The 12,113-nt window shown below is 59.0% G+C and carries 13 protein-coding genes; 7 read left to right on the top strand and 6 right to left on the bottom strand.

Going from position 1 to position 12,113, the window contains the following annotated elements:
• The first annotated feature begins 4 nt into the window (after positions 1-4).
• The 4 genes from M1D43_RS25750 to M1D43_RS25735 all read left to right on the top strand — a co-directional run bounded on the left by M1D43_RS25750 (position 5) and on the right by M1D43_RS25735 (position 2,565).
• Positions 5-919: an SMP-30/gluconolactonase/LRE family protein gene (locus M1D43_RS25750; protein WP_013845109.1), complete on the top strand. Its 915-nt coding sequence runs from the start codon at positions 5-7 to the stop codon at positions 917-919.
• Positions 920-1,216: 297 nt separating this feature from the next.
• Positions 1,217-1,543, top strand: a complete 327-nt coding sequence (locus M1D43_RS25745; protein WP_003525245.1) for an ArsR/SmtB family transcription factor — start codon at positions 1,217-1,219, stop codon at positions 1,541-1,543.
• On the top strand, positions 1,540-2,070 hold the full coding sequence (locus tag M1D43_RS25740) for an SRPBCC family protein (protein WP_498814670.1): 531 nt from the start codon (positions 1,540-1,542) through the stop codon (positions 2,068-2,070). The genes M1D43_RS25745 and M1D43_RS25740 overlap by 4 nt, the downstream gene beginning before the upstream one ends.
• 72 nt (positions 2,071-2,142) lie before the next feature.
• Positions 2,143-2,565: an SRPBCC domain-containing protein gene (locus M1D43_RS25735; RefSeq protein ID WP_080590515.1), complete on the top strand. Its 423-nt coding sequence runs from the start codon at positions 2,143-2,145 to the stop codon at positions 2,563-2,565.
• 114 nt (positions 2,566-2,679) lie between these two features.
• Here the strand turns inward: M1D43_RS25735 and M1D43_RS25730 are convergent, their stop codons facing one another.
• From M1D43_RS25730 to M1D43_RS25715, 4 genes are all read right to left on the bottom strand, one after another.
• Positions 2,680-3,309 (bottom strand): TetR/AcrR family transcriptional regulator, encoded by a 630-nt coding sequence (locus M1D43_RS25730; protein ID WP_153444265.1) that lies wholly within the window; start codon positions 3,307-3,309, stop codon positions 2,680-2,682.
• A gap of 87 nt (positions 3,310-3,396) precedes the next feature.
• Positions 3,397-3,840: a hypothetical protein gene (locus M1D43_RS25725; protein WP_014532073.1), complete on the bottom strand. Its 444-nt coding sequence runs from the start codon at positions 3,838-3,840 to the stop codon at positions 3,397-3,399.
• 425 nt (positions 3,841-4,265) lie between these two features.
• Positions 4,266-5,219, bottom strand: a complete 954-nt coding sequence (locus M1D43_RS25720) for an SDR family oxidoreductase (protein ID WP_015242642.1) — start codon at positions 5,217-5,219, stop codon at positions 4,266-4,268.
• A gap of 140 nt (positions 5,220-5,359) precedes the next feature.
• Entirely contained in the window at positions 5,360-6,904 is a 1,545-nt protein-coding gene (locus M1D43_RS25715; RefSeq protein WP_015242643.1) for an MFS transporter, read from the bottom strand.
• 254 nt (positions 6,905-7,158) lie between these two features.
• Here M1D43_RS25715 and M1D43_RS25710 point away from each other — a divergent pair, with 254 nt between their 5' ends.
• A complete protein-coding gene (locus M1D43_RS25710) occupies positions 7,159-7,362 on the top strand; it encodes a cold-shock protein (RefSeq protein ID WP_010967097.1) in 204 nt (67 codons plus the stop codon).
• A gap of 197 nt (positions 7,363-7,559) precedes the next feature.
• Here M1D43_RS25710 and M1D43_RS25705 read toward each other — a convergent pair whose 3' ends face one another.
• Complete coding sequence (locus M1D43_RS25705) at positions 7,560-8,432, bottom strand: PhzF family phenazine biosynthesis protein (RefSeq protein ID WP_017264462.1); 873 nt, start codon at positions 8,430-8,432, stop codon at positions 7,560-7,562.
• 117 nt (positions 8,433-8,549) lie between these two features.
• On the opposite strand from M1D43_RS25705, the gene M1D43_RS25700 reads away from it, so the two are divergent.
• Positions 8,550-9,467: a LysR substrate-binding domain-containing protein gene (locus M1D43_RS25700; protein ID WP_153444266.1), complete on the top strand. Its 918-nt coding sequence runs from the start codon at positions 8,550-8,552 to the stop codon at positions 9,465-9,467.
• 24 nt (positions 9,468-9,491) lie between these two features.
• Here the strand turns inward: M1D43_RS25700 and M1D43_RS25695 are convergent, their stop codons facing one another.
• Positions 9,492-10,034 (bottom strand): c-type cytochrome, encoded by a 543-nt coding sequence (locus tag M1D43_RS25695; protein ID WP_127638022.1) that lies wholly within the window; start codon positions 10,032-10,034, stop codon positions 9,492-9,494.
• A gap of 174 nt (positions 10,035-10,208) precedes the next feature.
• On the opposite strand from M1D43_RS25695, the gene M1D43_RS25690 reads away from it, so the two are divergent.
• Positions 10,209-12,065: an adenylate/guanylate cyclase domain-containing protein gene (locus M1D43_RS25690; RefSeq protein ID WP_017277450.1), complete on the top strand. Its 1,857-nt coding sequence runs from the start codon at positions 10,209-10,211 to the stop codon at positions 12,063-12,065.
• Positions 12,066-12,113 lie beyond the last annotated feature (48 nt).

Below are 12,113 nucleotides of genomic sequence, written 5' to 3'. Positions count from 1 at the left end.
TGCCATGGCCGAGGCCTCCATCTACGAAATCCACGACCCGCGCTTCCGGCAGATGATCGTGACCAGCGCTGGGCTCGACGAGCTCTATTCCGGCTGCCGCTGGGCGGAAGGTCCCGTCTGGTTCAACGACGCGAACCAGCTCCTGTGGAGCGACATTCCCAATCAGCGCATTCTGCGATGGACGCCGGAGGGCGGCGTTTCCGTCTATCGGCAACCGTCGAATTTTACCAATGGACATACGCGCGACAGGCGGGGGCGGCTCATCTCCTGCGAGCACGGCACGCGCCGCGTCACGCGCACCGAGGTGGACGGTTCGATCACCGTGCTCGCCGATCGTTTCGAAGGCAGGCGGCTCAATTCGCCGAACGACGTGGTGGTGAAGTCGGATGGCACAATCTGGTTCACCGATCCCACCTACGGCATCATGTCCGACTACGAAGGCTATCACGCCGACCCGGAGCAGCCGACACGCAACGTGTACCGGCTCGATCCGGAGACCGGCGAGCTTTCGGCAGTCGTGACGGACTTCACCCAGCCGAACGGCCTCGCCTTCTCGCCCGACGAAAAGATCCTCTACGTGGCGGATTCATCGGCGAGCCATGACGACCGCCTCCCTCGGCACATACGCGCCTTCGACTTGACGGACGGCGGCCGGCTTGCGAACGGCCGCGTCTTCTGCGTCATCGACAAAGGAATTCCGGACGGCATCCGGACGGACGCGAACGGAAACCTCTGGTCGAGCGCCGGAGATGGCGTGCACTGTTTCGACACTGCCGGCAAGCTGATCGGCAAGATTCTCGTTCCGCAGACCGTCGCAAATCTCACATTCGGCGGTCCAAGGCGCAACCGCCTGTTCATTGCGGCAACCCGCTCGCTTTATTCAGTTTATGTCGCCGTGACGGGATCCCAGGTGCCTTAGAGCAATTCGAGGAAAAGTTTGTGACGGTTTTCCTCGAAACGGCCAAAGGCCGTCAATCGTCTGACCGGAGGGTCGACCTCCTTTCAGCGATAGATTTCCGGCGGAGATAGCGAAGTTCGTCGTCGAGCACGTCTTCTGCAATCTCGATCACCAGGATTTCGGCCGGCCATCGGTGCCGCCCGCAGCGGACCTTCGAACGGTCCTTCATGTCGAAGGAGCTGTTTCCCCGTGAAAATGCGAACCGGTAATGCTCAACCAATCGGTTGACATTTTTCCGTTTCGGCAATACTAAACCATATGGTTGACGAAAAGCTGACTCTGACATTCGCTGCCCTTGCGGATCCCACCCGGAGGGGAATGCTTGCCGCTCTGACATCTGGTGAGAAGCCTATCAGCGAACTCGCCCGGCCCTATCAGATGACGCTCGCTGGCGCTGCAAAACATGTCGCGATCTTGGCGCGAGCCGGCCTCATCGAACGACGCAAGGTTGGCCGGCAGAATATCTGCCGGCTGAACGCCGGGAATTTGAAAGAGGCGAATGACTGGCTCGCCCAGTGGCAGCGGTTCTGGAACGTTCGCCTGGACGCGCTTGAACAGGCCCTAAAGGAGGAGCTGAATCAATGACTGCAGACAAGATCTCGCCCGACATGCTTCACTTTGAACGAATCCTCGCGGCACCTGCCGCTACCGTTTGGCAGTACCTGGTTGATCCCGAGCTCCGCGCGCGCTGGTTCATGTCGGGTCCAACGGACCTGCAGGTTGGCGGCGCCTTCGGGCTGACCATGGATCACGACCGTCTCTCGGACGAGGTCGTTCCCACGCCGGACCGGTACAAACCGTATGTTGGCCATCGCTGGCACGAACGCATTACTCGCTATGAACCACCTCATCTCCTGGCCTTCACATGGGAAGACGGCAAGGCGGGGGAAGTCACGTTTGCGCTGACCGAGATAGACAGCGGAACAACACGCTTAGTCCTGACCCACACGGGTCTTCGTGGCTCTGAGGATGCGCTCAACTTCGGTGGTGGCTGGCACGCACATCTTGCGGTCCTTGAGAAACGGATCGCTGGAATAAGCATTCCTGACTTTTGGGCCCTTCATGCCGTGGCTGAGCGTGAAATGGAAATCGCGCTAGCTTCTGAGGCGTGACGAACTCCGGCTCCCGCTGAATACCACCGAAAGGAACCGGGCGATGAGGAACGTTTCACATATTCCACCTACATCCGCTGCAGCCCCGACGTTCCTTGGCAAGCCCTCGCGATCCAGGAGGTTACCAGGCAGTATTGGGCGGGCACTTGGCAAGAAAGCGATTGGTCGCGGGGCTCTCCATGGCGGCTGGTTGCTCCGGATGGGCGGCCAGCGGCTTCCGGAGAGGTCATTGAGGCGGATCGACCGAATAGGCTTGTGATTTTCTGGCGCGACGAGCTTCATGAGGGCCTCCGCCAGGAGGGGCATTCCGAGGTTAGCTACGTCATCGAAGATGATCGACACGTCGGTAAAGCTGACGGTCCTCCAATAATCCGAAGTGGAAAACTCCCGTTGCCATCGCTGCTATGTCGAAGGGATGGCCTCATCTCATTGCTAGCGTCAAATCTCTTCTGGAGACGGGCTACCCGTTGGAAGAAACAATGGCGGGGCGCGTAGACCTTTGATGTCGGATCACGATGTCGCGCCCGCCGCAGCTACGTAAGCTATCTCGGGTCGACGACCAGAAGGCGGCTTAGCGATCAGATAGCGAAGCAAAATTGCTCCACGTGTTTAGATGTCTGGCTCAAGCCTGCTTTTCGCCGCGCTGGCTTCGGTCGAGTGAGACTGTATCTGTGCAGCGTCGAGCGCGATCCTCACGGCGGTCAGATATGATTGCTCGTCGGCGAGCTCCGGCGTGTATTGGCGAACCGTATAAAGCCCCAAGAGCGCCAGGTAGATGGCTTTCGCAAGTTGTTCCGCCAACGGGTGCGGCGCGCCCAGAAGTTTGAACTCCTCCGTGAGGTGTTTGGTGCGCATCGCATCCACCTCCCGCACTGCCGCCCTTGGCAATGGGTCCTGTGCCGCCCACGCCCGAAGCGCGCACTCTGTTTTCGCAACGTCCAAAGCACCAGACGTCGATACGACGGCGAGTTCTGCCAACGCCTCCAAGCGTTCACGCGGTGTGTCGAAGTGACTAGTCTGTTCGATTAGATCGGCGGTGAAGTCACGCTTCCAAAACTCTATGATTGCCTCGAGAAGCTCACCTCTATTCTTGAAGCGCCAGTAAAACGGGCCTTTGCTCACGCCAAGAATCACGGCCAAACGTTCCACCCTGACCGCCTCAATGCCTCCGGTTGTCAGAGCAGACAATCCGGCCGCGACCCAATCGGCCTTTGTTGGACCACCTTGTTTATCTGCCATTCGACCGCCTCACGCTCCGCCCCGTCTGCCGAAGCTAGGCACTTCCAGAAAAGTGTATAACGGCTTTCCGTCCGGAGGTGCGTCGTTTCAAAGGGTTGGAGCGCCGGCTCTTTCCGCCGGACGGGCGGCCGCCCAAAATATGATGAGCCCTACCGGGCCGAAGATCGCCCATTGAATAAGGCCCCACGGGTTTCCGAACCAGACAAAGGTGAAGAACAGGCAGATACCCGAAACCACCAGGAAATGACCTCCTATTATCCAGGCTACCGGCCAGCGCCAGTCGCTACGGAATGCCGCCACCAGCGTGGCCACGGCACCGCCCACTATCAGCGCCGCCATCTGGTACCACAAGATGTCGAGCACACCGGCCGAGGAGGGTGGCAGATTGGCCGAGTAGACGGGGTACATCACCTCGGGCGTCCCGCCAATGATGTGGTAAATGGCGGCAACGGCATTGACTGCGGATGCCACCAGAAGTGCGCTGCGGCCGGCGCTCCCATCTTGAGGGCGATTGACTAAGTCCGTTCTCATCGTGATGATCCATCCGTACTATACGGCGGCGTATACTACACCGTTGCAGATACGTCAATATACGGTGGCGTATAGAACATCGCGACAGAAACCGCCGGGCTTCCGCTCAATCGTCCAACGGGGCTATCGGGACCGGCAAACGACCGCCCGGATATCACTGCTGGTCCCGTGACTTGGAGAAAACATCCGCCGAAAGCCGCCCGAGAAATTGGGGAGGACAATCGCCCTCCCGACTACTCGGTCATGCATGGCAAGAGGCCTGCCTGGACGCCCCAGGCTGACCCGCAGCGCCTACCAAAGTACCGAAGCGGCATTCCCGCCGCTACGGTCCTTCGGGAATTCCGCACTTAGCCGACCGTGAGACAGATAGTTCTCCCCTCACCCTGAGGCGATTTGAACCGGAGCACTGAAATTATAAGACGAGATCAATAACCGCCGACGATCGGAAGAATCTCGCCCGTGATGTAGCTCGACATTTGCGGAGAGGCGAGGAAGACGTAGGCCGGAGCAATTTCCTCTGGCTGCGCTGCCCGCTTCATTGGCGTTTGGGAACCGAACTTCTCCACATCTTCAGCCTCTTTGTCCGATGGATTGAGAGGCGTCCAGACCGGGCCGGGGGCGACGGCGTTCACGCGAATACCTTTGGGCACGAGATGTCCCGAAAGTGCACGGGTGAAGGCATGAATTCCCCCCTTGGTCATGGAGTAGTCCAGAAGTTCCTTCGAGCCGGTAAGGCCCGTGACGGATCCAGTGTTGATGATTGCCGAGCCGTTCTTCAAATGCGGAATAGCGGCCTTTGCCATGTAGAAGTAGCCGTAGAGGTTCGTCTTCAGCGTTTCGTCGAAGTGCTCGTCGGTCAGGTCCTCGATGTCACGAGTGTGAACCTGGAAGGCGGCGTTGTTGATGAGGATGTCGAGGCGACCAAGCTGCATCACCGTTTTTTCCACTGCCTTTCGGCAGAAGCTCGCATCCTTGACGTCGCCTTTGATCACAAGGCACTTGCGTCCCTCCTTCTCAACAGCAGCCTTTGTGTCATCTGCGTCCTGAGATTCATCGAGATGCACGATGGCGACGTCCGCCCCTTCACGGGCAAAGAGGACTGCCACCGACCGACCGATGCCGGAGTCACCCCCCGTGATCAGCGCCACCTTGTCCTTCAGCTTGTCTGAGCCCTTGTAAAACGGTGCATCATACATTGGCGCGACGGGGAGTTCAGCCTCTGAGCCTGGCTTGTCCTGATGCACCTTTGGGAATGGCGGCTCTGGATAACGTCGAGCGCCCGCCTGCATGGCTCCTGAGGTCTTCGGCTTTTCCTTCTTGTCGGCCCCTTCAACCTGTTTCTGGATATCGCGCTGCTTCTGCCCGGTTTCGGATTTCATTGGTACCTCCTTCGATTAAGGAGGTAGAACGTTGGCGAGGCCAAAAGGTTTGGGCGAGACCGGCTCAATCCATGCTATCCGCCGACTCCGATGAGGGCGCTACCCGCTCCTCTCTCCCTGCCATCCTAAATCATCGTGGTCTAATGAGGGGCCAATGTGCTCTCGTCGATGTGTGCGGTGGCATATACCCGCCGGGCGACGATCGCGAGAAGAAGGAGCGTCACCGTTGCAACGACGCAACAGACGGCAAAGCCAAGTGAGAAGCCGCTTTTCGCTGTCTCCAGCCAGACAGCGGAAGTTGAACCTGGCATCGACCGAGCTGTCTCGACTGCGCCGGCAAGAGTGGCAGAAACGGCCTCGGCTTGCACGGAATTGAGGCTGCTCAGGTCGGCGCGGTTCATCGCCATACGATAGATCAGGGTCGCCAAACTGCCGAGCACCGCGATGCCCAATGCGCCTCCAAATTCAGCGCTCGTCTCCGATATGGCCGAAGCCGAGCCTGCCCGTTCGGGCGGTGCAGTCCCGACGATCAGGCCGGTCGTGGTAAGGACGACAGGAACGAAGCCGAAGCCGATAATCATGCTGGAGCCAAGGATCCCGATCAAGCTCTCGGCGTAGGCGGCGACAGCCATGGCGGCAGCTCCCGCTGCATTGATCAAAAGCCCGCCGAGCACAGTTCTGACGGGTCCGAAGCGGTTGGTGAAGCGGTAGGCCTGGAAAGACATGACAGCGAAGACTAGGGCCGATGGCGCAGACCAAAGTGCAGCTTCCAATGGTGACAGACCAAGCACAAGCTGCAGGAAGAGGTTCTGAAACAGAAAGACGCCGAAGACGAAGAAGACACCGGCGAGGTTTACCATCAGCGAGGCCGTGAACGCTGGTACCCGGAAGAGCGCGAGGTCGACCAACGGATCGCTGAGGCGCCGCTGGCGCCTCACAAACAGGAGGCCGACCAGAAGCCCCAGACCGATGTAGACGACTTGGGCAAGCTGGAAGCCGTCGGCAGCCATGTGCTTGAAACCGTAGATGATCGGCAGAACGGTCGCGAGCGAAAGCACGACACTCAATAAGTCCAGTCGGCCGGCATCATTGTTCTTGTATTCCGGCAGCAGAAACGGGGCGACCGCCAGAAGCAGGAGCATGACTGGTATGTTGATCAGGAACACCGATCCCCAGTGGAAATACTGTAGCAGAATTCCGCCGATGAGGGGGCCAACGAGGCCGCCCAGCGCAAAGGCCGTGCCCCAGATGCTGATCGCCCTGTTCCGCTCCGCCTCATTTTTGAAGAGATTGACGATGAGCGACAGAGTGGAGGGAGCGATCGTCGCACCGGCGATGCCAAGCAGGGCCCGTGCCAGAATAAGTTGCCCCGGGGTATTTGAGAAAGCCGCGAAGGCGGATGCGACGCCGAAAGCAAAAGCGCCCATCAGCAACACCCGCCGGCGACCGATCCGGTCTCCCAGCGTTCCCATGGTCACGAGAAAGCCCGCGACCATGAAGCCATAGATGTCATTTATCCAGAGCAGTTGCGATGCGGACGGATCGAGGTCCGCAACGATCGCGGGCACCGCGAGGAACAGCACCGACAAGTCCATCGAGTAGATCAGGCATGCGATGGACAGGACGCACAGGCCAACCCACTCGCGGCGGCTTGCCTGCTCAGGCGTGTGAATGTTCTCTGCCATGGTCGTCCTCCCGGAAGCCGGCGGAGATTTCCCTGAATCGCATCAGTTGACAAGTATCAATTTCCAGGATGACCGGCTTGATCCCAAGGAACGCTTTCATGGATTCAAGCTCAGCCTAAACGAGACCGTCATCCCTCGTCACCGAAGTAATCACACGTGGGAATGATCATAAAGGCTGCTGACATTGATCGGAAAGCATTCGCGCTGTAGGTTCGGCACGCGAGCCAAAAGTGCGCGAGCAAGGAGGGACTATCATGCCTAAAGGTACTGTTAAATTTTTCAACGACGACAAGGGTTTTGGCTTCATCACGCCTGAGGATGGCGGAACGGACGTCTTCGTTCACGTGTCTGCCTTGCAACACGGCGGTTCGCTGAAAGAGGGTGACAAAGTCAGCTACGACGTCGGTCAAGATCGCAAGACCGGAAAATCGAAGGCGGAAAACGTATCCGTGCTTTGATCGATGGACGATCTCAATGAGCGTGCGTAAAAGCGCTTTTGAGAGCACGCCGAGTTCCTGTCGTTCAATGTGACAGATTCGACGGCAGAATTCCGGCAAGACCAGAGCGCCTCAGTGTTTCATTGAAATACTGAGGCGCTCTGTCCATGAGGCTGTGCGTGTCACGGAAACCGCTACACACTTTTCCTGGAAGATCTCTAAAGCCGGATCACTCCTTTGACCACGACGATCCCGGCGCCGGAGAGTTCCGGCAGGGGAGCAAGTCGGATACGCAGAATGCTGCGGCGGCCCATTTTGGTGCCTTGCTCGATTACCAGTTCGTTGTTCGTGAGGTTTCCCGTGGCGGCAAGATAGGCCGCCAGAGGGCCGGCTGCGGTCCCGGTTGCAGCATCCTCCCAGAGGCCGACGGAGGGATTGAAAAACCGAGCGTAAGCGGTATCCGGCGCATCAGCATCGAGGGCATAGATGTAGCAGCCCTCCGCAGGCGTCTTCTCAAGAACGGCGAGCAATTTGTCGGCGACCGGCAGCGCTCTGTCCACGGAATCCACATTCAGGACGCGCACCATAAGGTGCGTGGCTCCGGTATCGGCCGGACGTGCAGGCGGTTCGGGCAAAATGTCTCTGGGATCGAGGCCGAGGGCGTCAGCCAGAGGCGCGACGTCATCCAGCGGATCCGACAAGCGCAAAGGCATCTGGCGCATGCGGCCGTGGATGCGACCGCCGACCGACTCGAGCTCAATCGGCAGAACATCTCTACCGATCTCCTGCTGAAAGGTTCGGGCCGCGGTCAGCGAACCGAGGTCGCCATTCTCTGCGAGCCAGAGCCACGCCCCAAGTGCATTGTGACCCGCTCCGAACACCTCTGCACCGCTCGCAGTGAATGATCGCAGTTTCCAGTCCGCCCGTGTGCTCCGCATGAGGAATGTGGTTTCGGCTTGATTGAACTCGCCTGCGATCCGTCGCATCTGGTCATCCGTCAGGCCGTCCGCGTCCTGTACCACGGCCAGCGGATTCCCCGTCAGCGGCACATCCGCAAATACATCGATGAGACCTGCGATCAGTTCTACCATTTTGCACCTCGACTTTAATGAGTTAGATTTGGTGTATCGTAGCCTTCATCACTGTAGCCCATTCTTATTAAACGATAAAAATCCGAATCCTCAGCTCTAAGATGAATTGGATTCAGCATGCACCGCCCGCGTTTGCCTCCCTTGTCCGCGCTTCGCGCTTTTGAAGCCGCCGCGCGCCTCGCGAGCTTCAAGGCCGCAGCCGAAGAGCTTTTGGTCACCCCCACGGCAATCAGCCATCAGATCAAACAGCTCGAAGCCTTTATGAGCCTGCGCGTTCTGGACCGGACGCCCAGAGCCGTGACGCTGACGCCGCGGGGTAAGGCGCTTTACGAGGCGACGGCCGCCGGTTTTGGCGAAATCGAGCGGGTCGTCACACGACTGCTGGCTGAGACGGCGCCGACAACGGTCACCCTGACGTCAACGATAGCGTTTCTGAGTCACTGGCTGGTGCCGCGGATGGATGCGCTGCGCCAAACCATCCCGAATATCGACTTACGGTTGCACGCATCGAATAAGGTCGAGGAATTGCGCTCCGGGGGCATCGAGACCGCGATCCGTTACGGGCGTGGTCCATTCGCTGGCACAGCCAGTATGCAACTTTGCAGCGACGCGATGACGCCGGTTTGCGCCCCGAGCCTCGGTCTATCGCAACTTGGCGATCTGCGGCGCGTCACATTGATCCACATCGACGGGCGAAGCCGCCCGGCGCCGAAACCCGATTGGAATCGCTGGTGTGAACAGGCCGGCATCACCGACCTTGATACCAGTGCCGGCCCCCGATTTCCCGATATCATGCTAGCCGTCCAGGCGGCCATTGCCGGCCAAGGCGTGGTCATCGCCAGTCGAGTGCTCGTAGCCGATGCACTTGCTGCTGGTTTGCTAGAAGCCCCATTCACGCAATCACTCGCCGGCGACGCCTATCATTTTGCCTGCGCCTTGGGGCTGGAACAGCGCACTGACATCGCAGCACTTCGGATGTGGTTTCAGAACTGCTTTTCCGCAGCTGAACCGGATCCCGCACACCGGTTACCGTGAGCCCAAGTCTCACGAGTGCAACGGCTATTTTGGCGCTGCGGCCGCAGTTTCGCCCGGCGGCAAGATCCTGAACATAAAGGTCGATACCTTTTCTCCTGGCTTGAACGGGCCCGGCACCTGATGGCTTACCGGCTTCAGGCTTTGAAGGAATGCTGCAACTGCGCCTGCGTCTTCTTTTGTGAGTTGCGCAAATGCGTGCCACGGCATGATCGGCGCCAGCATGCGGCCGTCGGGGCGCTGCCCCGTCTGAATGGCAGTCACGATCTGCTCCCTGTTCCAACTGCCGATGCCGGTCTCCTTGTGGGGCGTGATGTTGCGACCGACGAAAACACCCTCTCCGGGGATTTCGAAGCCTACATCCGACCCGCCGAGAAAGCGTGAGCTGTCCGGTTTTCCAAAAAAATATCCCAGTGTGTGGCAATCGATGCAGCCGCCCATTGTGACGAGATATTCCCCCCGCGCAATTTCGGGATCGTCGGCAGCAGCGGCCCCGAGCGGCAGTAGCCCAAAAGCAGAGGTGGCGAAACATGCGAAGCCAATGCCCAGCGGGAGCGCCTGCGCTCTCATCCGGTTCGGAGAAGAGTTTCATTCGTCTGCAGCCAACATCTCGAGGTTGGCTACCTGAGGGCGCATATGGCTCGCCAAAGTGGCTCTGGTCAAAAGCACCTTTATTAGCTTCCCGTGAAATATTCGGCCGAGTCATGTACAATGCTCGGCGGGAATTCATGTGGGGACTAGCACATGGAACGCAGGTTATCTGCAATCGTGGCCGCCGATGTGGTCGGCTACTCCGCTTTGATGGAGAAAGACGAAGCAGCGACGTTTGAACGCCTTCGAACGCGACGCACCGAACTGTTTGAACCGGAGATTGCGAGGCACCATGGGCGCGTCTTCAAGCTCATGGGCGATGGCCTTCTGGCGGAGTTTGGGAGTGTCATCGATGCCGTCGAATGTGCCGTGTCTCTCCAGCGCGGAATGACAGAGCGCAATGCTGCAGTCCCCAAGGAGGAACGGTTTGACGTTCGGATCGGCATCAATACCGGAGAAGTAATCGTTGACGGCGAGGACCGGTACGGTGAAGGCGTGAACGTCGCAGCTAGGCTTGAGCAACTCGCGCTTCCAGCCGGCATCTGCGTTTCCGGTAAGGTGGCGAAGGAGGTCGAGAAAAAGCTCGCGTTTGGCTTCGACTTCGCGGGGCGGCAGAAGGTCAAGAACATCGAAGAGCCTATCGACGTCTACCACGTGCGCATCGACGCGCAGCCACGCCGACGGTTTTTGCGCAAGCCCAGGAGCGGGCGACTATGGCGGCCACTTGGCGTCGCGGCGACTATCATGGCGGCCCTAGCGGCCGTGTGGATGGCGCTCTATGGCCCGTTGACAACGTCGTCTCCTGGGGTGTCCAGTACAATCCCGTCTGTCGCCGTGCTTCCATTCAAGGATTTGAGTGCCGACAAGAGCCTAGGCTACTTGGGAGAAGGAGTGGCGAACGACGTCATCGCTATCCTATCGCGCTTTTCCGACATTGCGGTCGTATCGCGAACATCGTCCTTTGCTTACCAGGGGAAGGAAGGCGATATCCGCGAAATCGGCGAGGAGCTGGGCGTTGGCTATGTTGTCGAGGGTAGTGTGCGCAAAGAAGGCGACAGGGTCCGCATTGTTGCGCAGTTGGTCAATGCCAACACGGGCGACCATGTCTGGGCAGACCGCTTCGACAAGGCCGGAACCGACCCGTGGGCGCTCCAGGATGAGTTGACCGGCAAGATCGTGGGGGCGATGACGGGTGAATTCGGAGCCATTCGCAAGGCCGACTACAGTCAGGCCTGGGGTAAGGACAGCACCAATCTCGCTGAATACGACTACTACCTGCGCGCGGAAAGCCAATTGAACCTCTACACAAAGGAAGGTCTCGAGCGATCCGGCGAAATTTCACGGCAGGGTCTGAAGGTGTTTCCCGGCTCCTCCCTACTGACCGTGGAGCTGGGGTGGTCTCATTGGCTACAGGTTGGGCTGCTTTACAGTTCTGACCCGCAGAAAGATCTTCAGGAGGCGGAGCGGTTGGTCACTCAGGTCCTCGCTGACAAGAACTTAAACCCGCAGGTAACGAGACTGGCAAATTGGCTCAATGCTTGGCTCCTGACGCTCAAGCGGGACCATGATGGCGCTATTGCGGCAATGAACAAGGCCATCGCGGCCGCACCCTACAATGCCTTCACCCTCACCGATGCAGGAAGTATCTTCCTACAGGCCGGTCAGCCCGAAAAGGCGCTGGAGCTGACAGACACGGCAGCTGCTCGGGACCCGGGACTGTCCTGGTTTTTTAACTACGTGCGAGGTTTCATCTACATCGTCCTTGGCAAAAACGAAGAAGCCGTCGAGGTACTCAAGACCACGGAATTTGCCGACGCTCCGTTGCAATTAGCCATCGCCTATATGCGTCTTGGGCGCGACGCCGAGGCCCAAGCTGCCGTGGCGAAGATGCTGAAGTCGGCTCCGACTGCGACGATCCAGTCCTGGCGGCAGGCTTGGAACTTCCGAGACAACGCTATTCTGGATCAGGCATCGGCCGACCTTGCGCGCGCCGGCCTTCCGTCTCAATAAGCACGAGACGTGGCACATTAACAAACGACCTTCGCGGCCAGTGACTGT

It is taken from the genome of Ensifer sp. R1-3 (genome assembly GCF_056739175.1).
Note: the sequence above shows the minus strand (reverse complement) of the source record. Positions and strands in the feature narration are given on the sequence as shown.